Below are 25002 nucleotides of genomic sequence, written 5' to 3'. Positions count from 1 at the left end.
CACCGACTCTAACGAACCCACGACTGATGACACATAGAAATTGCTGCCGTGCAACGTCTTTGAACGTTCAACACATCGGTCGACCGGGATCGGATCAGGTGATCGCGCCCGCCACCTTCAGCTCCACCAGCTCATCCCAGTGGTAGCCCAGGGAGAGGAGAACCTCATCGGTATCGGCACCGAGATCGGGCGCCGGCCGGGCCTCGACCCGACTCCCGTTGAACTGCACCGGCGGCCGCGCGACCGTCACTGCGGCCATATCGTTGATCCGCATCGTCGCGACGTAATCGTTGGCGACGACCTGCGGGTCGCGGCGCACCTCGGCGGGTGTCTGCACGATCGCCCAGACGCCGCGCTGTCGGCTCAGCAGCACTCGCCATTCGTCTGCAGTCCGGGTGGCGAAGATCGCGTCCAGATCCTCGATGCAGGCCCTACTGTGCTCGCGCCGCGCGGCGGCATCGACATAACGTTCATCGGAGGCGAGATCGGGCCGGCCGATCAGTTCGACCAGCGGCGCCCAGAACCTGTCGGATTCGAGCATCACGAGTGCGACAAAACGGTCGTCCGCCGTCCGATAGGTGTTGCTCAGCGGGTTGTGTTGGCTCCAGTGGTCGCCGCGCGGCATGGCCTCGATGTCGTACAGCGACGACGCAGCGATGTGCGGAGCAGTGCCCCACACCGCGGTGCTCAGCAGGCTGACGTCGACCACCTGCGGCTCGCCGGTGCGCTCGCGGGCAAACAACGCAGCGGCGACCCCGCCCGCCGCGTGCATGCCCGATTGGAGATCCCCGAAAGCCGCTCCGGGCATCGGCGGCGGGAAATCCGCATCTTCCGGGGTACTGACGTACCCGACGCCGCCCCGCGACCAGTACGACGCCAGGTCAAAGCCGCCGGTGTCGGCTTCCTCACCCCCCGGGCCCAAACCGCTGCCGCGGGCGTAGACCAACCGCGGGTTCACCTTCAGCAGATCGCCCACATCGACCCGGAGCTTGCGACGTACCGGTGCCAGGTAATTCGTGAGGAACACGTCCGCGGTAGCGACCAATCGATAGAGGACCTCCTGGCCCGCATCGGTAGTGAGATCGATGCCGACGCTGGTCTTGTTGCGGCTGAAGGTTTGAAACATGAAGCTGACGGGCTGCTCCCCCGGCGGCGCCAGCGCCGCACTCACCAGGCCCCGCATCGGGTCGCCATGGGAAGGGTGCTCGACCTTGATCACCTCAGCACCCCAGTCGGCCAGGGCGACGCCCGCAGACGGGATGAAACCCCATGTCGCGAGTTCTACGACACGGACGCCGTCCATCACTCCGGGCATCCTGCCCCTTTCCTCCACAGCGACATCGGCCACAATAGACTAACCACGTAATACGATTTATGGACAGCGGTACTGCGACAGTGCGGAAGAGGTCTCAATGGGACGGGTCGAGGGTAAGAGAGCGCTGATTACCGGTGCGGCGCGCGGCCAGGGCCGCCACCACGCGGTGCGCCTGGCGGAGGAGGGTGCCGACGTCGTGCTGATCGACGTCTGCGCAGACATTCCCGGCGTGGGGTACTCGATGGCCAGCCGCGAGGACCTGGCGGACACGGTGCGCCTGGTCGAGAAATTCGAGCGACGTGCCATCCCCGCGGTGGTCGACGTGCGAGACCGGCCGGCGATGCACGCCGCGATCGCCGCCGCGGCCGAGTCCCTCGGAGGACTCGACATCGTCGTCGCCAATGCCGGCATCTGCCCCATCGGCGCCGGATACCCGGTCACGGCCTTCGCTGACGCGATGGATGTCGACCTGATTGGCGTGCTGAACACCATTCACGTTGCGCTGCCCTTCATTTCGTCGGGTGGTTCGATCATCGCGACAGGCTCGGTCGCCGCCATGCTGCCCAACGCGGTGAGCAACCCCGGCAACGGCCCCGGCGGCGCCGGCTACGGACTCGCCAAGCAGTTCATCGCCGAGTACGTAGTCGTGCTTGCCCGGCAGGTGGCGCCGCTCGGCATCCGGGTGAACGCCGTACATCCGACCAACTGCAACACCGACATGCTTCACAGCCCGCCGATGTACAAGGCCTACCGCAAGGACCTCGCCGAGCCGACGCGCGCCGACGCGGAAGAGGCCTTCCCCCATATGCAGTCGATGCCCGTGCCCTATGTCGAGCCGGACGACATCGCCAACGCCGTCGTGTACCTGGCGTCGGATGAGTCGCGCTACGTGACGGGCCTGCAACTCCCCGTCGACGCCGGGGCATTGCTCAAGGTCTAGCCACGTGCCCATAGAGGAGCTGGTGAACGAATCCCTCGAGCACCCTCATGGTCTCCGGGTTCGGCGCCGCGTCCTCACCAAGATGCGCCGTCGCCAGCGCATGCACCATGACCGCACCGCCGAGCGCCTCCATGATCACGGTCGGGTCGGCGTCGGGGTGCAGCTCACCACTCTGGCGCCCGCGCTCCAACACGCCGACCGCCTGGCTCAGCTGTGGTTCAACGACCCGACTTCGATACTGCTGCAACACGTTCGGATACAATGCGCCGTCAACGTGCACCCGCAGGTTCGCATGGCCGTTGCCGCTGGCGAAGTAGACAAAGACTTCACGCGCGAACGAGACGAGCGCCTCCTTTACGGGCATGTCCTCGGCCAACATCGGGACGCTGTCGTCGGACAGTGCGTCCAACAACAGCGTCTCCGCATCGGGGTAGCGCCGGTACACCGCGTCCTTGCTGACACCCGCGGCCTTGGCTACTCCGTCGAAGTGGAACCCAGCCCAACCCTCGCGCGCGTACAGGATCCGAGCCGCTTGCCGCAACCGTCCGTCGATCGCGGGATCACGTCGCCGGCCGGCGCCGGGTTTGCGCGTCACCGGTCGGGTCTCCAGCCCGCCGGCCCCGGTTCGGTTCGACTCGATCGCCATCGACCTCCTTTCGCCGGCCTGAGTCTAAGGCCCGCGATCGGCACGCGAAGGCTATTGCCGACGTCACGCGTCGGTATTAGAGTTGGCCCGGACCACATAGGTCCGACTATCACGGAGGTCCTCACATGGCGTGCTGCGTCCTTGTCGGGGCGCTCGTTGGGAGCGTGCTACGGCGGTTCCGACGCAGTGCGAACGCACCGACGGCCCCGGCGACAGCGCAGTGGGGACTGCCGGACTCGAACCGGAGCCTCAAGTGACCGCATCCGATGTCGATCATGACCACGACACCGACGTCGGCTACCAGCTCGAGGTGCCGACTCGGCCCAACGGGCCCGCCGTGCGTGCGTTGCTACGCCGGACCGGAATCGTCGCCGGATTGACATTCGCCACCGCCACCGTAACGGTGATCCTCGGGCGGCGCCCCGGCACGCGCGCTCTCGCGCTCGGTGCGTTCGCGCCGGGAGCCGGCTATCTCTACACCCGGAACCCGCTGCGCTTCGTGGGAACACTCACCGGCTTCCTGGGCTCGCTGGTCGCCTGGTTCGGGAGCGGCAACATCATCGGTCCACCACTGATCTGGCTCGTGGCGGCGCTCGACGCGCGACGCCAGGCCAACCACGGGCGCAAGACCTGCAGGGGCGCGCTACCAGCTGTTCCCACACTGGTCGCCGGTGCCGCCGTGGCCGGAACCATCGCCCGCACGCGTGCCTTCCGGGCTGCGCAGGATCGGGGGCACACCCGCGCCGAGTACCTCGCCCGTGTTCCACGTGTCGACGCGAGGTCCCGCTCATCGGTGAACGCCGAACTGTCACAGCTCCAACTCGCCACGCTGCGTTCGTTACTGGACCGCGCCCTGCAACCCCTGGATCGCTTCGACGGGTTCGACCGGATCGACCAGTTTCAGACATCCGCCCTTCGTTATCAACTCAACTTCAGCCAGTACGCGCTGGCGATTGCACAGCTGCATCACACGCCGTCGTTCCACGGATACCTGTCGGCGGCACAACGAAATCTGATCGAGAAACTGACGCTGCCCGCAGTATGGCGCTACTGGGCTTTCGAACAAACCTGGGGGAATCTGAGTCTCGACTGGGACCCGATGAAGCGCGACAACATCATGCTGTCGGGCTACCTCGGAGTCATGCTCGGTGCCTACGAATCCAACACCGGTGACGATCGCTACCGCCGCGGCGGCGCACTGCCGTTCCGACTCGGCAAGCGCACGTGGCCTTACACACACGATATGGTCAGCGCCGCCGTGCACCGGAACATGCAGCGCTCCGGAATGACGCTGTTCCCGTGCGAACCGAATTGGATCTACAGCGCCTGCAACATGACCGGGATCAACACTTTGATGCTGTCAGACCGACTGCACGGCACGACGTTCGTCGACTCGATCGGCGCCGACTTCCGACGCAGGCTCTACGACGAGTTCATCACCCCCGACGGCCGGGTCACCGCCATCCGGTCGGCACGGCTGGGAATTACCATCCCCATGCTCACGTCGACAATGGCCGACTGCGGCCTGGCAACCATGCTTCATGCGTTCGACCCTGAACTGGCACAACGCTGTTGGGCGATCGTGCGCCGCGAATTCATCGACACGACCGGCCCAGAGCCGACAATCGTCTTGCGTGGGTGGGACGCCATCGACACCGGGAACTACCACAAGACCCACCTCGGTGCATTCGCGCCGGTGATGTGGGCCGCCGCCGAGATGGGTGACACCGAACTGTTCACGCTATTGGCAGGGTCGCTGGACCGCCAGTCACCACCTCGGGACGAACATGGCGCGCGCTGGTATGACGGGCTGTCCACCAACATGAACGCAATGCTGGCGCTTGCACACTTCAGCCCGCCCGGAGGGCACCGCGCGCTCATCGCGGACGGACCCGGCGCTGCGGTGTTGACCGGTCCGGTACTCCAGGACGTCGCCTATCCCGACGTGCTGGTGGCGGCCGCGCACACAGACGGCTCCGATCTCCGTACGGTACTGCATCCCGGAGACCACTTCGCGCGAGTGCAGCTCGGCATCGAACGGCTCGTCCCGAACCGGCGATACCGCGTCACCGGAGCCACTACGGACGAGGTGGCCGCCGATGACCACGGAACAGCTCGGCTCGCAGTCGACCTGGGTGGACGAACCGAAGTCTCACTGGCGCCTTTGATTTGAGTTCCTGACGCGTAATTCCCACAGATCCGTATCGATAGGAGGATCGATGAAAAAGGTCATCGTGACCGGCGCCGGGTCCGGTATCGGCAAGGAGTTCACCAAGCTGTTCCTCGAGGACGGCTCCCGCGTGCTCGCAGTGAGCCTGGTTCAGGACGAGCTCGATCTACTCGCAGATGAATTCGCCTTCTCGGCACCACGGCTGGAGACCCTGCAGATGGACCTCTCCAAAGCCGATGCCGCCCAGCAACTCCTGCAGTGGACGCGTGATGACGACTGGTTCCCCGACACGCTGATCAACAATGCCGGTTTCGCGTGCTTCGGGGATGCGGTCGACCTTTCCCCGGAACGGGTCACGAACATGCTGGAGCTCAACATCACCACGCTGACCATGACCTCGATGTTGTTCGGGCGCGAGATGAAGGAGCGGCGCCGCGGAGCAATCCTCAATGTCGGCTCGACCGCCGGCATGGTGCCGTCAACACGGATGGCGTCATACTGCGCAAGCAAGTCCTACGTCAACACGTTCACGTACGCGTTGGCCGCCGAGTTGAAACCCTTCGGTGTGACGGTCACCTGCCTCACTCCCGGTGCCACCCAGACCAAATTCGCCCAGGCCGGTGGAATCGACACATTCAGCCAGAAGTCGCTGTTGCACAATATGTTCGAGAAGAACAAGGCGGGCTCACCCGCCGAGGTCGCCCGCGGGGGGTATGACGCACTCGCCGCCGGCAAGACGCAGGCGCTCGTGGGCAAGGGATCCAAGTTGGCCGCACTGCTGTCCCGCACGGTGTCGCAGCGACGCCTACCAGCACTGATCAAGAACCCGTGATCGTGACGACTCCCTACCCGGCGAGGTCCAATGGAGAGCTGCGGCTGTCACCAGGGCTGTGGGGCGCCGCCGGTGCCGAGGTCGCGGTCGCCGTGGCCGTCGGCGTAATTCTGTTGCGCAGCGGCCATGCAGCACCGGCGATGCACAACATGCCCGGCATGGACGACATGCCGCATCACCAACCAAGTACTACCCAAATTCATTGGACGACAATGCTGGCGGTCTTTTCCGTGGTGGCGGCGGTCGCGATCGCGTGGTGGGCGGCTACCCGCGCCAGGGCACCCGCGGCGGTCGCTGTGGTCAGCCTGATCGCCGTGGTCGCGTCCGATCCGATACGTGCGCTGGCGCTGCGCTCACACCTCGTTGCGATGGCAGCGCTCGAGGTCGTGCTGGTTGCGGCACCGCTACTGGCGCTCTCCGTTCTCCGCCGAGGCGAGCGCCCGCGGACACGTATGCGTTCCGGGCCGTGGATCGCAGCAGTATTCGTTGGCCTCACCCTCTACGTGGGGTTCCTGGTCGCCCTGCATCTACCGGGTGTGCACGACCGTGGGGGCCACGCGGCCGCGGTGCCGGAATGGCTCGTCGCAGCGGCATTCGTCATCGGGACGAGCTATTGGGCGGCGATCCTGCTGGCCGCGGGGGTCGTGCCGCACCGGATCCGGCGCGGCGCGCTGATCATCGGCCAGGAGGTCGCCGTGATCCTCGGACTCGCTGCCCTGTTCCTTCCTTCGCCTTTCATGACTCACCCTATCCCGCTGGGTATTTCAGCGGCGGCAGACCAGCGACTCGGAGGTGTCTTGATGGTCCTCACCTGCGCCGCCGTCAGCTTGCCGCTGCTCAGAACAATCGATGCGCAGCGCCTGTCCACCCCGCGGACGGAGTCTCATGTCCCGTGACATCCTACGATCGCTGCCCACGACAGCCGACGGGAATGCCACCGCGCTGCGGGCCCTTCTCGACACGCAGCGGTCGGATTTTCTGGCCTCCGACGCACCGTCGGCCGCGGTACGCCGCGACCGGATCGACCGGCTCGTCCTGCTGCTGACGGAGAACGCTGACGAATTCTCGGCGGCGCTCAACGCCGACTTCGGTAATCGTCCACACGGCGTGAATCTGCTGTCCGAGATCGCCGGCATCCTGCCCGACCTGACCAACACGCGACGGAAGCTGGAGTCGTGGATGCGCCCCGAGCGCGTGCGCTCCAGCACATTGATGGGAATGCCCACCGTCGTCGAGAAGAAGCCACTGGGAGTCGTTGGTGTCATCGGGCCGTGGAACTTCCCGATCAGCCTGGTCGTTCAGCCCACTGCCTCGGCGTTCGCGGCCGGCAACCGCGTGATGATCAAGTTCTCTGAGGTGACCGCGCGCACGGCGGACCTGTTCGCGGCCAAGGTCACCGCCTATTTCGACCCAACCGAACTGACGGTCGTTACCGGAGGCGCCGAAGTGGGGGCCGCGTTCAGCGCGCTTCCCTTCGACCATCTGTTCTTCACCGGATCACCTCGGGTCGGCGCGCTCGTGGCTGCCACCGCGGGACGCAACCTGGTGCCCGTGACACTCGAGTTGGGTGGCAAGAACCCCGCCGTCATCGCGCCGGAGGCCGACATACCCGCGATGGCGCAACGCGTCATGGCCGCGCGTGTCGCCAACGGCGGCCAAATCTGCCTCTGCCCCGACTACGCGTTCGTTCCGCGGGCAAAATTGGACGAGTTCGTCTCTGCGGCAATCGAGCAGGGCCGCAAGGCTGCATCGTGTGAGGGCCCCGCCGGCATGGTCAGCATCGTCGACGACAAGAACTTCGAGCGCGTGACGGCCCTGATCGACGATGCTCGCACGCACGGTGCGACGGTGCTCGACACCGGGACCCGGCTCGACAGAGCCCGTCGGCGCATGCCACCGACGGTACTGCTCGGCGTCACCGACGACATGCGCATCGCCGGCGACGAGGTATTCGGGCCGGTGCTGTCGGTATTGCCATACGACGACATCGCCGAGGTGTGTGACTACATCAGCCGGCGTCCGTCGCCGCTGGCCGTCTACTGGTTCGGACCACTGGGCCGGGGTTTCGACGCGCTTCGCGAACGAACGCTCAGCGGTGGAGTGTCGGTCAACGACTTCGCCCTGCACTGCGCGGTGATGGCAGCCCCGTTCGGCGGCGTCGGGCACAGCGGCTCGGGCGCCTATCACGGTAAGACCGGCTTCGACACCTTTACCCACCTGCGGACGGTGACGACGAGCAAGCTGCCGTTCAGCTTCGCCAAGCTGATCACACCGCCGTACCCCACCGGCCTGACCGGCTGCCTCAAGGCGTACCTGGGCTGGGAGCGGAGGAAGGCGGAAAGACGGGTGGCTCATGCGAAGAGCCTGCCGAAACCGACGTAACCGCGGCATAGCCTGTTGCCGGGTGGTGGCGGCTCTTTCACCCAGATCAACGACGGCCTGCATCGACACGGCGTGCAGCCTAAATCGGGACCGCGACGCGCCAGCACGCTGTGTCCCGCCGATAATCCGTCGCCGGTCTCGACTTCCGGACGGCTGAGACAGGCCTGCCGCCCGAGCGGCAGACGCGCGAAGTGGGCACCTTCGCTCAGCGCAGCCAGGCGGGCGGACGCTTCTCCATGAATGCCGCGATGCCCTCACGTCCCTCCTCCGCCGAGAAGTACTGGGCCGAAAGCATTTCGAGCTCGCCGAGATCGGCTTCCAAACCGGCGATCGCGGATTCGCTGCGCGTCAGTCGCTTTGTGGCAGCCAGCGCGCCCGGGGCTGCCTTCGCGAATGCGTCGGTGATGCGACGCACCTCGTCTTCGAGACGGCCGGCCGGCGCGACCACATCCACCAACCCGGCATCGCGCGCCCACTGTGCCGACACCGGCAGACCCGTGAGGAAGAGATGATGAACCGCCGCCCGCGCCATCCGCGGCAGCATCACGGCCGAGATGACCGCGGGCACCACCCCGAGCCGCACCTCGGTGCACGCGAAGGTCACCGGCTCGGCCGCGATAACGACGTCACACGCGGCAACCAAACCGAGGCCGCCGGCGCGTGCGACACCGCCGAGGGCCGCGACCACCGGCTTGGGTGAGCGCCAGATCTCGACCAGAATCTCCCGGACGGTTGGAGTTCCCACCGGCGCAGACCCGCTGCTCGCCTCCTTCAGATCGGCGCCCGCACACATCACGGGTCCGGTGTGCCCGATGACGATACTGCGGACATCGTCATCGACGGCCGCTTCCCGCAGCGCTTCGAACAATTCGGTGCGGAGCTGGATCGACAACGCGTTGCGATTGTCGGGCGAGTCGAGCAGCAGCCGGGCAACGGTGCCGACATGCTCGACACGAACGACGGCGCTCACGTTCCGCGTCCTGCCTCCGCTTCGTCGGCCCTGGTCAGCCCGGCCAATCCGATCAGATCTTCGTGCAGTTCGAACCACACCGTGTGATAGCTGTCCACGATCGGTTTGGAGACGTAGCCGAGGTCACCGGCGGCAACCGCGTCGGCGGCATTCACCAGGCGGTGGGTGTAGTGGCTCAACCGCGGCGCTACTCCGGTGATCCGGTCGAGCAGCGGCAATACCGCACGGTGCAACGCCTGCAGCCGGTCCAGCACGGCACGGTCGTAGTCGTCGTCCGAATGATCATTGGGTTGCTCCGGACCGCGTGTCTGCCAGTCGGTGATGATCTGCTTCAGACCCGTGTTGTGCTCGGTGAAGGCCTCGTAGATGGCCCTGACAACGGCCTGATCGGCGCCGCACTGCTCGGCGTCGATCAGTTCGGCGCATCGTTGACGGCCAGTCGGTGTGATGCGGAACCCCATCGGGGTCAGCTTGAACAGATCACGCGATACGAAGTCGTCGATCTGCGCTTGGACGATGTCGACATCCCGCCCGAGGCTGGAGGCGACCGTGTCGGCGGACACCCGCCCCTTGATGGCCACCAGCCGCAAGATCGTCAACTCTTCGGACATGTTCTGTCCCTCCTCAGATTCGGTTGATCCCGGCCGACTCGGCGATCGCATCTCGATGCAGCCCCGGCGGCCCCAGCAATGTGGCGTTGACGCGTGCGCGTCGCAGATACCGATGCGCCGAATGCTCCCAGGTGAATCCGATACCGCCGTGCACGTGGATGCATGTCTCGGCCGCCAACACTGCCGCTCGCGTGCCGAGCACGAAGGCCAGCTCGGCATCGGGCCGTGCTTCGCTCTCGATTGCCTGGTGCACAACTGATTCCGCAAGTTCGGTATCGAGCAAGACATCGGTGCACCGGTGCTTGACAGCCTGGAATGATCCAATCGGAGCGCCGAATTGCGTTCTCGTCTTGGCATATTCAACTGTCGTGTGCAGACACGACCGAGCGATTCCGACCTGTTCGGCACTCAGCGCTATCAGAGCCCGGCGGTAGGCCGCCTCCGCGGCGGGCACGGCCATCGCCGGCCCGGCGAGCATTGTCGACGGCGCCTCGTCCAACGCGATCTCGACCAAGCCGCGACCCGAGTCGAGCTCCTCGGCGGGGGTCAGCGTGCCGGCGGCACCCTCGAGCCGGTGCAGCGCGACTCCGTCCTGACCATTGGCCAGCACCAGCACGGCGTCGGCGTGTGCCGACGCGGTCAAGCCGGTGGCTGTCCCGCTGAGACGCCAACCACCATCAGCCGAACGAGACGCCGATACGGATTCGACGTGGTCAGCCCGCGCGCCGTTCAGCCCATCGAGAGCCACCGCATATCGCGTATCAGGCAGCGACACCAGCAGTGCTGAGGCGTTGTTGTCCACGAACGCGAGCAGGGTGGGAGCCAAGACGGCTGTCGGCAGGAACGCCGACGGAGATACGGCGGCACCCAGTTCGCCGGCGACCAGCGCTATCTCCCGGTCACCCATACCCAGTCCGCCGTGGTTCGGATCGACGAGCATTGCGGCAAGGTCGAGTTCGTCGACGACGTCACGGGTGCCCGACTCGATCGCGCGACGGGTGGCTTTTCTCAGGTCCTCCAGCAGGTCCGAACTCATGACACTCTCCTCCAGCAGTCGCCGGAGAATAGTATAACTAGGTTAGTGGTAAAGGCTACCCGCACTCAACCGATGAGATCGAGCAGTTCGCGCTGCCCCTGGTTCTCCAGCATCTGCTCCGTGGTTTCTTCCAGGTGCCGGCGCCAAAGCTGTTCAGCATCAGCGGCTTTCCGATCCTCCACCAGCCGGACCAGTTTGCGGTGCACCCGGTGCGCCAACTCGGCATTTGCGCGCTTCTGCGCTTCGTCGGCGGCATGTTGCCACACCGCCTGGGTGTGGGCAGTCGTGATGTCGGACATGATGTGCGCGAACAGAGCCAGCGTATTGCTGCCCGACAACTCCACGACGAGCGTGTGGAAGTCGGCATGCACCTTGCCCCATCGCCGAGGCTCGTTGATGGCGTTGGCTTCGGTTTCGAGCGCGTCACGCAGCCGTTGCACCGTGGTGGGCCCGGCGGTCTCGGCGAGTAGGCGCACCGCGGGAGGTTCGATGATCGCGCGGGCGCGGAACACGTCGAAGACGGTGGTGTGCCCGTACTGCAGCAGCCCACCCGCCTGACGCGCCACCGGTTCCGGGCGCGGGGCGTTGACCCGGGCGCCGCCCTTGCTGCCGCGTCGAATGGTCAGCAGCGACTCGGATTGAAGAATTCGAATCGCCTCCCGTAAGACGGGTCGAGAGACACCGTATTGGGCGAGAAGCTGCGCCTCGTTCGGCAGAAAGTCGCCGTCACGAAACTCGCCCAGGATGATCTTGCGACGAATGTTGTCGGCGACGAGTTGGCCCGCAGTGGGATGCGAGATGGCCTCACTGTCCGGATACACGGACCGATTGTCTCACCTAATTAGCAATCCTGGTTAGCGAAAACCATCCTGGGTGTTTCGCGCCCTCTGGATGATAGCGAGCAGCGCCGGAAGGGGATGCTCCGCGCTGACCGCCGTGGCGGACCTGAACACGGCGGCGATGGTCGACGGATCTCGGTGATCGACGACGGCGAGGCCCTTGGCTGCCGGCGTCCCGACGCGGTGGACCTCGATCGGGCTTCGTTCCCGCGCCCAGCCGAGTAACGCCGACATATCGGGGTCGAGCTCCTCCGAGGGTTCGGTGAGGCGCAGGGCACCTGCGTAGATCTTGCCTGCTGCGCCGTCAACCGTGACCTCGACGCCCGCGAGCCCCTGTAGCGAACCCTTGCCACAGCCCACCACGCAGGGGGTGTGCAACTCGCGGCTGACAACCGCGGCGTGCGAAGTCGAACCACCCTGCTCGGTGATGACGGCACGACTGGCGATCATCCCGCCGACGTCGTCGGGGCTGGTGGTCTCGCGAGCGAGCACCACATCCTCGCCTTCGTCGAATGCGTCCTCCGCCGAATCGCTATCCGTCACGACGAGTCCCACGCCGACTCCGGGACAGGCTGGTAATCCCGTGGCCACCACCGTCGCGGTCGCCAGCACAGACGGTTCGATCACCGAGGTCAGCAGTGTGTCGAGTTGTGCCGGCGTGACACGCGACAGCGCCTCGTCAGTGTCGATCAGACCCTCGCGCTGCAACGCCACCGCGATCGACACCGCCGCCTGGGCGGAACGCTTCGCCGCGCGTGTCTGCAGCAGGTAGAGCCGGCCGGCTTCGACCGTGAACTCGATGTCTTGAACGTCGGCACCGTCCTTCTCCAGCCACCGCGCGGCCTCGAGCAACTGCTGGTGAATGACGGGGTGGCTTTCTGCCAGCGTGATCAACGGAAGTGGGTCGAACTTGCCGCTGACCACGTCCTCACCCTGACCGCGTGGCAGCCACTCGCCATACGGCCGGTTCTCCCCGTTGAGCGGGTTGCGGCTGAACAGCACTCCGGTGCCGGACTCGTCGTCGAGGTTGCCGAACACCATCGCCTGCACCGTCACCGAGGTGCCCGCCATTTTTCCCTCGAGGTTGTGGTGGCGCCGGTAGGACACCGCCCGTGGCGAATTCCACGATTCGAACACGGCCGTCACCGCTGATTTCAGTTGGCCAAAGGGATCCGCCGGGATCTCGCCGTCCGCGGGGTTCACCACCTGCCGGAACAGCTCACGAAATCTGTGGTGCGTGTCGGCGGCGAATCGCTGCCCGCACTTCTGCGCCAACAGTTGTTCGACGTCGGCGTTGATGCCGAGGTTCAGCACCGTGTCCATCATTCCGGGCATACTTGCCGGCGCCCCGCTGCGGACCGACACGAGCAGCGGGACCGGCCCGCGCCCGAACATATGGCCGGACTCCGTTTCCAGCCAACCGATTCCGTCTTGGATCTGGGGCCAAACCCGCTCCATGAGCCGGTCGGGCGCCTCGAAGTACTGCCGGCACGCGTCGACGGTGACATTGAACGCGGGCGGCGTGGGCAGTCCGGCCGCCCGAATCTTCGACAGCCCGTGCGCCTTGCCGCCGACCATCATTCGCGGGTAGATGTGGCTGCCGTCGATGCGCACGACCAGCTGACCCCCATCGAAACGATCGACGGTCACAGAACCCTCCAGGGCGGACGACGGAGAACTCACTTAGGGCTCCTCAACGCAACGTGATATCACTAACATATAACCAGGTTAGTATTTGACGTGCCAAGTGGCATTCGGCTGCGCACAGTAGAGAGTGTGATGGAACCCCAACTCCCTTCGATCGACTCCTTCGTGGCTGATGCCAGGAACTTCCTCGACGAGCACGCCGAACACCGTCCCGACGGATTCCCGGACGCGATGTTCGCGCAGTTCCGCTACCTCGCCGACCCCGAAGCAGCCCGCAGAGATTGCGTTGCCTGGCAGCGGTTGCTCTTCGACAACGGCTTCGCCGGCCTCACCTGGCCGCACGCCGTCGGCGGCCGGGCTCTGCCCTCGGCATACGCACTGGCCTGGGCAGACGTGGAATCCGAGTACGACGTGCCACGCGGCCTGTTCGGCGTCACGCTCGAGATGGTCGGCCCCACACTGCTGGCCGTCGGCACCCGAGAGCAGAAGTCGCACTGCACAGCGATCCTGCGTGGCGACGAGGTGTGGTGTCAGCTGTTCAGCGAGCCCGGCGCCGGAAGCGACCTCGCGGGTGTGGCAACCAGGGCCACGCGCACCGAGAGCGGGTGGCGGATCAACGGGCAGAAGGTTTGGACCTCCGAAGCCCGGCACGCGCGGTACGGCTATCTGCTGGCCCGATCCGACCCGTCGCAGTCGCGGCACCGCGGCCTGACGGCGTTCGTCGTCGACATGACGGCGCCCGGAGTCGACGTGCGACCGCTGAAACAGATGACCGGCGGCGCCTCGTTCTCCGAAGTGTTCTTCGATGACGTCGCCCTGCCCGCCGATGCGGTGCTCGGGGAGGTGGGCGGCGGCTGGACGGTGGCGATGACCACGCTGGGCTTCGAACGGTTCTCGAGCTTCGGCCGCTCCTTGGGCCGACTGGTGCGGCAGGCGGCCGAACTCGGCTGGAATGACACCGCGTCCAGGGAACGGTTCGTCGACGCGATCATCGACCAGCGCGCGCTGGCGGCTTTCGAAGCCGGCGTGCACCGGCGCCTGCTCGCCGGCCAGTCGCCGGGCCCGGAAGCGGCGCTGGCGAAGATCGCCACCGGATCGGTGGTGTCCACCCTGGCTGACGCCGTCGCCGGCCGCCTCGGCAACGCGCTGTCGATGTCGGGTGCCGGCTTCGACGACTGGCGATTGGTCGTGCTCTCCGCGCCCGCGTTCCACATCGCCGGCGGTACCGACGAGATCGTGAAGACGATGATCGCCGAGCGCGTACTCGGCTTGCCGAGAGGCTGACCGATGAGCACCGACCCGAATCGACCGGTCGTCATTGACGCGTGGGTGCAGCCGTGGCTGCCCGACACCGTGGCGAAGATGCCGGAGCGCAACTTCACCCTCGCCGATCGCATGGCGCACGGCGCACGGCTGCGTGCCGGGATGCCGCTGGAAACACTCATCGATGAGATGGACGCCAACGGCGTGGCGAAGGCGTTGTGCTCGGCCGGACCGCTGATCCCCAACGCGGACGTGATCGACGCCGTCCAGCGCTACCCGGATCGCCTTATCGGGGTCGCCAACGTCAACCCGTGGTCGGTGGACGGGGTCATGCCTGCCGTTCGCGAACTTCGGAGACTGGTGTCGGAGTATGGCTTCAAGGGCCTGAAACTGGAGCCGTTCATTCTCGACAAGCTCCCCACCGAGGCCCAGTGGTATCCGCTGTATACGACCTGTGCCGAGTTGGACATCACGCTGCAGGTTCAGGTGGGAGGCACCGGCCCGTCGACCTACACGTCGGAAACCGGCAGGCCCGGCCACATCGACCGCATTGCCATCGACTTCCCCGAACTGCGCATTGTCGCCGGGCACATCGGGTGGCCGTGGACGGAGGAGATGATCGCGATCGCGGCCAAACACCCCAACGTCTACATCGACACCAGTGCGCACCTGCCGAAGTACTACCCCGCCGCGTTCACCCACTACCTGCGCACCTACGGCAAGAGCAAGTGCATTTGGGCCAGCGACTGGCCGATCCTCACCTTCGAGGCGGCCGTCGAGGGGCTCGATGAACTGGGACTCAAGCCAGAGATCGAGCGACTGTTCCGGCACGACAACGCGGTGAGGGCGTTCGCACTCGATTGAGCGCCGTAGCCGCTTGCCTCAGGGTACGTTGTTTTGTATAACCAGGTTAGTAATTTTGGACGAAGCTACAGGAAGCGGGGAAGCGTGCCGGTTCTCGCCACCGAGGTGATCGCGTCGAGCGATCCGCATCAGCGCGCGCGCACGAAGATGCAGGCGCTGCTCGCCGAGGTCAAGGACCTCGAGCGCACGGTCACCGAGGGTGGCTCCCCGGCATCCGTCCAGCGTCACCGCGACCGCGGAAAACTTCCGGTGCGCGAGCGTCTCGGGCTGCTTGCCGACCGGCACGGCTTCGTCCTGGAACTCTCCCCACTCGCCGGGTGGGGCACCACGGATCCGCTGGGTGGCGGCCTGGTCACCGCGGTGGTCGAGATCCACGGCCGGGCAGTCATCGTCATCGGCAACGATCCCACCGTCCGCGGCGGGTCACTCTCACCCACCTCGATCACCAAGACGCTCCGCGCAATGGAGATCGCCGAGACCAACCGGCTGCCCGTCATCACGCTGGTCGAATCCGGTGGTGCCGACCTCGACAAGCAAGCAGACATCTTCGTCCCGGGCGGGGAACAGTTCCGCCGCCTCACCGAACTCTCTGCTGCCGGAATTCCCACGGTATCAATAGTTTTCGGGTCATCAACAGCAGGCGGTGCCTACCTGCCCGGAATGAGCGACTATACGATCTTCGTCAAGGACCGCGGCTACGCATTCCTCGGCGGCCCGCCGCTGGTGAAGATGGCCATAGATGAGGACGTCACCGAGCAGGAACTCGGTGGAGCCGATATGCACGCACGGGTTTCGGGGCTGGCCGACTACCTCGCCGCCGACGAAGCGGACGCTATCCGGCAGGCACGGTCCGTCATTTCGCGCTTCGAGCTGACTGCTCCGGTGCCAGGCGGTCCCGCGCCCGCACACGATCCGGAGGAACTCCTCGGGATCGTGCCCGAAGACTCGAAGACCCCCTTCGACATTCGGGAAGTGATCGCACGTATCGTCGACGACTCCGCCTTCGACGAGTTCAAGCCGCTCTACGGACCGAATCTGGTGGCGGGTTGGGCAGAAATCAATGGCATGCCAATCGGTCTGCTGGCCAACAACGGCATCCTGTTCTCCCCCGAATCGCAGAAGGGCGCACAGTTCATCGAACTGTGCAACCAGGTCGCCACCCCGATCCTGTTCATCCAGAACATCACCGGATTCATGGTAGGCACAGCGGCAGAGCAGGGCGGCATCATCAAGGACGGCGCCAAACTGATCAACGCCGTCGCCAATTCCCAAGTCCCCCACGTCACGTTGATGGTCGGCGTCAGCTATGGCGCGGGCAATTATGCGATGGCCGGTCGGGCATACCGCCCCCGTCTGGTGTTCACCTGGCCGACGCACCGCATTGCGGTGATGGGCGGCCGCCAGCTCGCGGGAGTCATGTCCATCGTGCGCAAGCGCTCAGCGCGATCCCGCAACTCGGACTTCGACGAGTCGGCTGACGCAGCCCAGCAGGCCGAAGACGAAGCCCGCATCGAATCCGAGTCCACCGCGCTCTACGCCACCGGCCGCTGCTGGGACGACGGCATCATCGATCCGCGGCACAGCCGTCATGTACTGACCGTGGCATTCGCCATGTGCCGCGAAGACTCGCGACAAGTTACCCGGCCGCCAAGCGGTTTCGGCGTCTTCAGATTCTAGTGAGGAACCCGTGAAACGCTTGTTGATCGCAAACCGCGGCGAGGTGGCCAGCCGGGTAGCCCGTGCCGCGCGCGCCCGAGGTATTCGCACCGTCGCCCTCTACTCGGACCCCGACGCGACCCTGCCATACCTGAACGACGTCGACGAATCGTTGTCACTGCCCGGCGAATCGGCCACCGATACCTACCTCAACATTGCGGCGGTCCTCGATGCCGGCCGCCGTACCGGATGTGATGCCGTGCACCCTGGCTACGGATTCCTCGCTGAGAGTGCGGAGTTCGCCGAAGCGGTCGCTCAGGCCGGCATGACCTTCGTCGGGCCCGCCGCCGAATGCGTTGCGGCCATGGGATCCAAGGTGCGGGCCAAGGACCTGGCCCGTAAGACCTCGGTCCCGGTTCTGCCGGATGCCGTCATCGACCCCGATACCACCGATCTACTTGAGCTCGGCGACCGTGTCGGATACCCCCTGCTGGTCAAGGCGAGCGCGGGAGGCGGAGGCCGGGGCATCCGCCCGGTCAATTCACCTGACAAGCTCACCTCGGCGGTGACCTCCGCGCAGCGCGAAGCCAAGGCATTCTTCGGCGACGAAACCGTCTTCCTGGAACGCTTTCTCGAAGGACCTCGACACATCGAGATCCAGATACTCGGCGATATCCACGGCAACGTCATCCACCTCGGCGACCGCGAGTGCTCCGTGCAACGCCGCCACCAGAAGATCTTGGAAGAGTGTCCCGCTTCGCTGGTCGATCCAGAATTGCGTACGTCGATGGCCGCGGCCGCCGTTCGGCTCGCATCGGAGATCGGATACGTCGGCGCCGGAACCTGCGAGTTCCTGGTCCAGGGCGACGAGTACTTCTTCCTGGAAATGAACACGCGCCTTCAGGTGGAACACACCGTCACCGAGCAGGTCACGGGCCTCGATCTCGTTGCTCTGCAACTCGACATCGCCGCCGGCGCCGAATTGCCGTTGACCCAGTCCGATGTGGCGCTGACCGGACACTCGATTCAGGCACGAGTGTGCGCGGAGGATCCGCACACGGGCTGGCTGCCGAGCGCCGGATACGTGCGGCAGTACTGGCATCCCGCGGACGACGGTGTGCGGTACGAGGACGGGATCGCCTCCGGCACCACCGTCAGCCCGTTATACGACTCGATGATCACCAAAGTCATCGCCACAGGAGCCACCCGCGACCAGGCCGCGAGCGTACTACGCGACTCCCTCGCCACATTGCAGCTGCATGGTCCCGCCACGAATGTCCGTGCGCTGCTGACAATCCTGGACGACGAGGAATACCGGCGCGGCGAGATCAACGTCAACTGGCTCGAACACCGTCCCGATCTGGTTCTGGCCGATCCCCTCTCCATCCATGCGGTAGCCGCGGCCGTCGCCGCAGCCGTACACTCCGACACCGGCCGCTTCGCCCTGCCCGCGGCGTGGTCGAACTCGCCGAGGGTGCCCGTGCAGTGGACGTTGGCCGACGATCACGGCACCGCACACGAGCTGCACTACCTACCAGCCGCGCACATCGGCGAAGCGTTCCCACTGTTCCGCATCGACGACGCCGAGCCGGCAGTCCGTACCCTGGCCCGCGACGGCGACCGATGGCGCATCGAGGTCGACGGCATCACACAAGTCGTCACGGTCAGCACCGATGGCGAACTCGGGACGGACGCCGAAGTGCAGGTGTGGGTCAACGGACCAACGGGGCAGACGTATCTCACCATCGCGCCGCGGTTCGCCGAGGCAGCTATCGACAGCGTCTCGGCCGGACCCACATCCCCCATGCCCGGCACCGTCGCGTCGGTCCACGTGACCGTCGGCCAGGAAGTCGCACCGGGCGACCGACTCGTCGTCGTCGAAGCAATGAAGATGGAACACGTCATCCGCGCAGGCCGCGATGCCGTCGTGGCCAGGGTGCTGGTCGAGGCCGGCCAGGCCGTGACGGCCGGCCGGGCACTGGTTGAGCTCGAGGAAAGACCGTGACAACGCGGCCGGTCCGCATCGCGAACTGTTCCGGCTTCTTCGGCGACCGCCTCAGCGCCGCCGCGCAGTTGCTGGACGCACCGGAGCCCATCGACGTGCTGACCGGTGACTGGCTCGCAGAACTCACGATGTCGATCCTCGCCAAGAGTCGCGGGCGTGGGCACGCGGGCTACGCCGGGACATTCGTCAGTCAGATGGAGCAGGTTCTGGGACGGTGTCATGAACGCGGCGTCAAGGTCGTCTCCAACGCGGGCGGCATCGATCAGCACGGTTGCGCCGACAAGGTGATCGACATCGCCGAGCGGCTGGGCCTCACCGTCAAGGTCGCCGTCGTAGACGGTGACGACCTGACCGATCGCATCGATGAACTGCGTTCTGCCGGTGAGCTATTCCGCCATCTCGATACCGATGTACCCTGGACCGGGCGCTCCGGGCAGATAGTCGCGGCCAACGCCTACCTCGGCGGTCACGCGATCACCGCTGCTCTGAATGCGGGAGCGGATGTGGTGATCACCGGACGGGTGGCGGACGCGGCCGTCGTCACCGGCCCCGCCGCGTGGTGGCACGGCTGGGGTACCGGCGATTTCGACGCCCTCGCCGGCGCGACCGTGGCCGGACACGCCATCGAGTGCGGCTGCCAGGTCACCGGCGGCAACCTGGCGTTCTTCACCGACCTGGCCGACCTCACCGAGCCCGGCTTCCCGATCGCCGAGATCGCCTTCGATGGAAGCAGCGTCATCACAAAGGTTGCCGGAACCGGCGGCGCAGTCACTACCGACACGGTCACCGCGCAGCTGCTGTACGAGATCATCGGGCCCCGCTATGCGGCGCCCGATGTGGTCGCCCGGTTCGACAGCGTGCACCTTCGCGAACTCGGCCCGGACCGCATCGAGATCTCAGCGGCTCGCGGCGAGCCGGCCCCCGCACAGGCCAAAGTTCTACTCACCTTCCCCGGCGGCTACCGCAACGCGATGACCCTCGCCATCACCGGAACCGACCGACATGCGAAAGCCGAGCTCGGCGAGCGTGCCGTATGGGCACAGATCCCCGGTGGCCAAGCATGTTTCGCCGAGTCGCGGGTCGAGGTGGTCGGCGCCGGCCTCGACTCCACCGCACCCAACGATCAAAGCTATCTGCGCATCTCAGTGGCCGGCGACGATTCTGCCGCGGTCGGGCGCAAATTCTCCTCGGCGGTGGTGGCGACGGCGCTGGGTGGTTACCCGGGCCTGTACCTCACGTCGCCGCCCGGTCCGGCCAGCGAGTTCATGATCGGCTGGCCCACTCTGGTCGATGCTTCGCGGGTTACCCCCCGATGCCACATCGGACCCGATCGACTCGATGTGGCGTCGCCTGCCGTCACCGCCCCGGTCACCTTCGACAACCCGCGCGGGCGAACCGGGAAAGTCGGCAGGCACGACACGCAACACACGACCGTGACAATCGGCGACTACATCGGCGCCCGGTCCGGTGACAAGGGCGGCAACGCGAATCTGGGCCTGTGGGTGCGCCACGATCGGGATCTTCTGCTGCTCGACTACCTGACCGAACCAGACCGGTTGCCGCGGTTGTTCCCTGAATTCCAAGGACACGAGATCAGGGTCTATCCCCTGCCCAATCTCCGCGCCGTCAACATCGTGGTGATCGGCCTGCTCGGCAACGGGGTGGCAGCCTCGCTGCGCGAGGACCCGCAAGCCAAGAGTCTCGGAGAACGGTTCCGGGCGGTCCGCGCCGCAGTGCCCGTCGCTCTGATTCCCGACCTCGTATCCAGGGAGGGCTGATATGCAGTTCACCGAAGACCACCAACTGTTCCGTTCGAGCGTTCGGGACATGCTGACCAAGACGGTCGAGCCCCATTACGAGCAATGGGAGGAGCAGGGCCACTTCCCAGCCCACGAACTCTTCCCCGAATTCGCGAAGCTGGGCCTCCTCGGACTCGAGTACGACCCTCGGTTCGGCGGCGAAGGCGCCGACCACTGGTTCTCCGTCATCGCGTGTGAGGAGTTCGGCCGGCTGCCCGGCAACGGAATCCCCATGGCGTACAACGTGCAGGCAAACATGGCAACTCCGTCCCTGCACGCACACGGCAGCGAGGAACTCAAGCGCGACTTCCTCGCCCCGGCGATCGCCGGTGAGCAGGTCTGCTCCATCGCGGTGACCGAACCCGACGCAGGCTCGGACGTGGCCGGCATCCGCACCAGGGCGGTGCGTGACGGCGACGACTGGCTCATCACCGGAGCCAAGACCTATATCACCAATGGTGTCCAAGGCGACTGGCTGTGTCTACTCGCGCGCACATCCGACGAAGGTGGATATCGGGGTATGAGCCAGATCGTCGTGCCGAACGACAGCCCCGGCTTGACCGTCAGCCGGTCACTGAAGAAACTCGGCAACTGGTGCTCGGACACCGCCGAGCTGACGTTCGACACCGTGCGGGTGCCCGTGCGCTACACCATCGGTGAGGTTGGCCGCGGCTTTCAGCAGCAGATGGAGCAGTTCCAGACCGAGCGGATCAGCGCCGTGTACCAGGCAGTCGGACAGATGCAGACCGCGCTTGAGCACACGGTCGACTACCTGCAGAATCGCCCCGCGTTCGGCGGCAAGCTGATCGACAACCAGTATCTGCAGTACACCCTTGCCGAACTGGCCTGCGAGGTCGATGCGCTCAAGCAGTACGCGTATTCCTGTGCCGAACTCATCGTTGCGGGCGCTGACGTCACCCGGCGCACCAGTAGCGCGAAACTATTGGCCGGAAAACTGATTCGCCGGGTGGCCGACACCTGCATCCAGTATCACGGAGGCATGGGCTATATGGCGGAGACCTGGACATCACGGTTCTTCCGTGACTCCCGGCTGCTGTCGATCGGCGGCGGGGCGGACGAGGTGATGCTGCGGGTACTTGCTCGCGACGTCACGAGCAAGCAGTTCTTCGACAACTAGGAACCTAGAGAAAGAGTCGATGATGACCACCGCCGAAATGACGCCGGAACCGGTCGGTAACGCCGAACGGGTGCGCCTGCAGAAGGATCACGACAGCCACATTGCCCGCATCACCATCTCGAATCCGGAGAAGAAGAACGCGATGGCTCCCGAGGACTGCGAGCTCATGGGCCGCTACCTCGACGACATCGCCGATGACGATGCCATCAAGGTCGTCATCGTGCGCGGCGACGGTGGTGTGTTCACCACAGGCGTCGACCTCAACCGGGCCTACGGTTGGTACAGCACCCCCGGTGATGACCGTCGCCCCAGCCAGCGGCGGCGGCTTTCCGTCGACCGTAAAGGGCAGCGAATGTTCCATGACTTCATCGGCTTCTCGAAAGTGACGATCGTTCAGCTGGAGGCGTATGCACTGGGTTTGGGGCTCGAATTCGCTTTGGCCGCAGATCTTGTCGTCGCATCCCGGCAGGCGAAGATCGGGATGCCCGCCGCACGATTCCTCGGCCCCGTGCTCGGCAACGTCGCTCTTTTCCTCCACCGACTCGGCCCCGTGGTGATGCGAGACCTGATGCTGACCGGACGCATGGCTACCGCTGGAGAGTTCGAGTCGATGAAGTTGTTCACCCGCTTCGTCGACGAGGCCGACGTCGCAGCGGAGACGGAGGCCCTGGCCGCACAGGTGGCGAAGATGCCTGCCGATGGCATCACCATCGCAAAGGAGGCGTACCGCGTCGTCGAGGCGAGTTCCGCGCTGGGATTGGAGGAGACCACCGCCTATCTGTTTCACAGCTACGGCACGAACCTGCGATTCGAACCAGATGAGTTCAACTTCGTGAAGGAGCGCAAGAAGAGCGGCACCAGCGCGGCATTCAAGAAGCGCGACACCCACTATGGGACGGGATCTGCGCAGTGACCGCACAGAACTACAGCCGCACTGTGCCGGACAAGGTGCTCGTCATCGGCGGCAGCAGGGGCATCGGCCGGTCCACGGTGGTCCAACTCACCGCCGCCGGTGTTCACTGCGCGATCGGTTACGTCGAGAACGACGCCGCCGCGAAAGAAGCCCAAGCCCTCGCCGTCGCCACAGGCGGGCCCGAACCGGCCTTGGTGCGAGGCGATCTGGGCAAGGACGCCGCCGGTATGGTCACCGCAGCCATCGACGCGCTGGGAGGTCTGGGCGGACTCGTCACCACGGCGGTCCCGATCCTCGCCGGACGAACGCTCAGCGTGACCCGCGACGAGTACGATCGGGTGTTCGACGTCCAGGTGTGGGGCCTGTGGGAGGCCATCCGCACCGCGCTGCCCGAACTCGAGAAAGTCGGTGGCTCCGTCGTCGCGGTGAGCAGTCTTGGCGCCAATCACTACGCCCGCTACTACGGCGCCATCGGGCCGGCGAAGGCAGCGATGGAGAACCTGGTGCGCTACTTCGGTGCCGAACTCGGACCCCGCGGTGTCCGCGTCAACGGCATCTCGCCCTCGCTGGTGGACAATCCGGGACACGGTGGCGAGGACATCATCGCCGGTGTGGCGGACATGCAGGCCGCGGTGGCGCAGAAGACGCCGCTACGCCGACTTGGCCATCCGGACGAACTCGCATCTGTGATCATCGGTTTGCTCTCGAGCGACTTCCAGTTCGTCACCGGTCTGACGATTCCGGTCGACGGTGGCTACAGCCTGCTCGCCTGACCATATCCCACGAAAGGCCTTTTCAGCGATGCGTTTTCGCCTTGACGACACCGAAGCCGCCCGGCGTGACAGTCTGCGCGCGCGCATCGACGAGTTCAGCGCCGACGACATGGCCGCCATGCGTGCCGAGATGGCCGAACTGGAGAGCGATCGTCAGGCACCCACCGTCTTCCATCCGTGGCTGGTGCGTCAGGACGTCGTGGGTCTCGGGTGGCCCGAACCGTCAGGACGGCCCGCGACCCAGACCGAGCGCTTCATCGCGCACGAGGAGATGGACTCGGCCGGCCTGCCGACATACGGCCTGGAACAGGCCGAGGCGGTGGGTTGGATGCTCGCCACGTTCGGCCCCGAAGACCTGGCCGCAGAGCACCTTCCACATATCCTCGACGCCACGTGGAGCTATGGTGGTGGCTACAGCGAACCCGAAGCCGGCAGCGATATGCTCGCTTTGCGCACCAAGGCGACCCGCGACCCCGACGGCGACTTCGTCGTCAACGGCCAGAAAATGTGGACCTCGGGTGCTCACCTCGCCGACTGGATCTTCACCCTGGTTCGCACCGATCCCGACACCAGCAGACACCACGGACTGTCGCTGCTGATGATCGACGCGCGCGCCCCCGGTGTCGATATTCAGCCGGTCCGGGTGATGGGCGGCTGGCGGGTGAACGCCTGCTTCTTCGACGATGTGACAGTACCGGCCCGCAATCTCATCGGTGAAGAGGGCAAGGCGTGGACAATGATGTCGCAGGCATTGGACATGGAGCGCTCGATGAGCTTCGGCGGTCGCGAGGCTCGGCTTCTACTCACCCGCTACCTCGACCGGATCGGTTCGGAGGGAACACAACTGAGCGAAGCAGCCTACCGCCAGATAGGCGAGTTCCTGATGGAGCTACAGGCCGAAAGGCTGCTCGGCCAGCAGGTTGTCGCACTCGGCGAACGCGGTGAAGCCGCGAGCGGTGAGGCGTCGATGAGCAAGCTGCACGGACCCGCCGTGGCTCAGCGGGTGGCGCAGTGGCTTGTCGACGAACTGGGTCCGGATGCGTATACGCACGACAGCGGCGACCAACTCGCCGAAGACGCCGAACACTTTCTTCGTGGTGCCACCGTGCTCTCGATCATCGGCGGCACCAGTGAAATCCAACGGAACATCATCGCCCACCGCTGGCTCGGGCTGCCCCGCGGCTGACTCACAAGGGATACACC

The 25002-nt window shown here is 65.7% G+C and carries 21 protein-coding genes; 14 read left to right on the top strand and 7 right to left on the bottom strand.

Annotated features, from left to right (window positions below; all coding sequences use genetic code 11):
* Positions 1 to 94 precede the first annotated feature (94 nt).
* The gene (locus ORI27_RS10055) at positions 95 to 1315 is read right to left on the bottom strand and encodes a CaiB/BaiF CoA transferase family protein (RefSeq protein WP_265996610.1); all 1221 of its coding nucleotides are present in this window, start codon (positions 1313 to 1315) and stop codon (positions 95 to 97) included.
* 97 nt (positions 1316 to 1412) lie between these two features.
* Between ORI27_RS10055 and ORI27_RS10050 the strand changes: the two genes are divergently transcribed.
* The gene (locus ORI27_RS10050) at positions 1413 to 2255 is read left to right on the top strand and encodes a mycofactocin-coupled SDR family oxidoreductase (RefSeq protein WP_265996609.1); all 843 of its coding nucleotides are present in this window, start codon (positions 1413 to 1415) and stop codon (positions 2253 to 2255) included.
* Here the strand turns inward: ORI27_RS10050 and ORI27_RS10045 are convergent.
* Positions 2245 to 2901, bottom strand: coding sequence for a TetR/AcrR family transcriptional regulator (locus ORI27_RS10045; protein ID WP_265996607.1), 657 nt, complete (start codon positions 2899 to 2901; stop codon positions 2245 to 2247). The two genes, ORI27_RS10050 and ORI27_RS10045, sit on opposite strands and share 11 nt — an antisense overlap.
* A 253-nt stretch (positions 2902 to 3154) precedes the next feature.
* Here ORI27_RS10045 and ORI27_RS10040 point away from each other — a divergent pair, with 253 nt between their 5' ends.
* Genes ORI27_RS10040 through ORI27_RS10025 form a run of 4 tightly spaced genes read left to right on the top strand, consistent with a single transcriptional unit; the run spans position 3155 to position 8285 of the window.
* Positions 3155 to 5074: a linalool dehydratase/isomerase domain-containing protein gene (locus tag ORI27_RS10040; RefSeq protein WP_265996606.1), complete on the top strand. Its 1920-nt coding sequence runs from the start codon at positions 3155 to 3157 to the stop codon at positions 5072 to 5074.
* 46 nt (positions 5075 to 5120) lie between these two features.
* On the top strand, positions 5121 to 5903 hold the full coding sequence (locus ORI27_RS10035; protein WP_265996605.1) for an SDR family NAD(P)-dependent oxidoreductase: 783 nt from the start codon (positions 5121 to 5123) through the stop codon (positions 5901 to 5903).
* A gap of 2 nt (positions 5904 to 5905) precedes the next feature.
* Positions 5906 to 6799, top strand: a complete 894-nt coding sequence (locus tag ORI27_RS10030) for a cytochrome c oxidase assembly protein (protein ID WP_265996604.1) — start codon at positions 5906 to 5908, stop codon at positions 6797 to 6799.
* The gene (locus ORI27_RS10025; protein WP_265996603.1) at positions 6789 to 8285 is read left to right on the top strand and encodes an aldehyde dehydrogenase family protein; all 1497 of its coding nucleotides are present in this window, start codon (positions 6789 to 6791) and stop codon (positions 8283 to 8285) included. The genes ORI27_RS10030 and ORI27_RS10025 overlap by 11 nt, the downstream gene beginning before the upstream one ends.
* 205 nt (positions 8286 to 8490) lie before the next feature.
* Here ORI27_RS10025 and ORI27_RS10020 read toward each other — a convergent pair whose 3' ends face one another.
* The 5 genes from ORI27_RS10020 to ORI27_RS10000 all read right to left on the bottom strand — a co-directional run bounded on the left by ORI27_RS10020 (position 8491) and on the right by ORI27_RS10000 (position 13424).
* Positions 8491 to 9255, bottom strand: coding sequence for an enoyl-CoA hydratase-related protein (locus ORI27_RS10020; protein WP_265996602.1), 765 nt, complete (start codon positions 9253 to 9255; stop codon positions 8491 to 8493).
* On the bottom strand, positions 9252 to 9866 hold the full coding sequence (locus ORI27_RS10015) for a hypothetical protein (RefSeq protein WP_265996601.1): 615 nt from the start codon (positions 9864 to 9866) through the stop codon (positions 9252 to 9254). The genes ORI27_RS10020 and ORI27_RS10015 overlap by 4 nt, the downstream gene beginning before the upstream one ends.
* A gap of 13 nt (positions 9867 to 9879) precedes the next feature.
* Positions 9880 to 10902 (bottom strand): acyl-CoA dehydrogenase family protein, encoded by a 1023-nt coding sequence (locus ORI27_RS10010; RefSeq protein WP_265996600.1) that lies wholly within the window; start codon positions 10900 to 10902, stop codon positions 9880 to 9882.
* Positions 10903 to 10967: 65 nt separating this feature from the next.
* On the bottom strand, positions 10968 to 11723 hold the full coding sequence (locus ORI27_RS10005; RefSeq protein WP_265996599.1) for a FadR/GntR family transcriptional regulator: 756 nt from the start codon (positions 11721 to 11723) through the stop codon (positions 10968 to 10970).
* A 33-nt stretch (positions 11724 to 11756) separates the two neighbouring features.
* Positions 11757 to 13424 carry a pyruvate, phosphate dikinase gene (locus ORI27_RS10000; protein WP_265996598.1) on the bottom strand — a complete coding sequence of 556 codons (1668 nt, stop codon included), beginning with the start codon at positions 13422 to 13424 and terminating at the stop codon, positions 11757 to 11759.
* A 129-nt stretch (positions 13425 to 13553) separates the two neighbouring features.
* Here ORI27_RS10000 and ORI27_RS09995 point away from each other — a divergent pair, with 129 nt between their 5' ends.
* The 9 genes from ORI27_RS09995 (at position 13554) to ORI27_RS09955 (ending at position 24985) form a co-directional block, all read left to right on the top strand.
* Entirely contained in the window at positions 13554 to 14672 is a 1119-nt protein-coding gene (locus tag ORI27_RS09995; protein ID WP_265996597.1) for an acyl-CoA dehydrogenase family protein, read from the top strand.
* 3 nt (positions 14673 to 14675) lie between these two features.
* Positions 14676 to 15515: an amidohydrolase family protein gene (locus ORI27_RS09990; RefSeq protein WP_265996595.1), complete on the top strand. Its 840-nt coding sequence runs from the start codon at positions 14676 to 14678 to the stop codon at positions 15513 to 15515.
* Positions 15516 to 15599: 84 nt separating this feature from the next.
* Positions 15600 to 17192, top strand: coding sequence for an acyl-CoA carboxylase subunit beta (locus tag ORI27_RS09985; protein ID WP_265996594.1), 1593 nt, complete (start codon positions 15600 to 15602; stop codon positions 17190 to 17192).
* A gap of 10 nt (positions 17193 to 17202) precedes the next feature.
* Positions 17203 to 19176: an ATP-binding protein gene (locus tag ORI27_RS09980; protein WP_265996593.1), complete on the top strand. Its 1974-nt coding sequence runs from the start codon at positions 17203 to 17205 to the stop codon at positions 19174 to 19176.
* Entirely contained in the window at positions 19173 to 20954 is a 1782-nt protein-coding gene (locus ORI27_RS09975) for an acyclic terpene utilization AtuA family protein (RefSeq protein ID WP_265996592.1), read from the top strand. Before ORI27_RS09980 ends, ORI27_RS09975 begins: the two co-directional genes overlap by 4 nt.
* Before the next feature lies 1 nt (position 20955).
* Complete coding sequence (locus tag ORI27_RS09970; protein WP_265996591.1) at positions 20956 to 22113, top strand: acyl-CoA dehydrogenase family protein; 1158 nt, start codon at positions 20956 to 20958, stop codon at positions 22111 to 22113.
* 22 nt (positions 22114 to 22135) lie between these two features.
* On the top strand, positions 22136 to 23026 hold the full coding sequence (locus ORI27_RS09965) for an enoyl-CoA hydratase/isomerase family protein (protein WP_265996590.1): 891 nt from the start codon (positions 22136 to 22138) through the stop codon (positions 23024 to 23026).
* A complete protein-coding gene (locus ORI27_RS09960; RefSeq protein ID WP_265996589.1) occupies positions 23023 to 23799 on the top strand; it encodes an SDR family oxidoreductase in 777 nt (258 codons plus the stop codon). Before ORI27_RS09965 ends, ORI27_RS09960 begins: the two co-directional genes overlap by 4 nt.
* A 28-nt stretch (positions 23800 to 23827) precedes the next feature.
* On the top strand, positions 23828 to 24985 hold the full coding sequence (locus ORI27_RS09955; protein ID WP_265996588.1) for an acyl-CoA dehydrogenase family protein: 1158 nt from the start codon (positions 23828 to 23830) through the stop codon (positions 24983 to 24985).
* Positions 24986 to 25002 lie beyond the last annotated feature (17 nt).

This window comes from Mycobacterium pinniadriaticum, from assembly GCF_026242045.1.
GTDB classification, from domain to species: domain Bacteria; phylum Actinomycetota; class Actinomycetes; order Mycobacteriales; family Mycobacteriaceae; genus Mycobacterium; species Mycobacterium pinniadriaticum.
The sequence above is the reverse complement of the archived record's forward strand: the minus strand, read 5'-3'. Positions and strand labels throughout refer to the sequence as shown.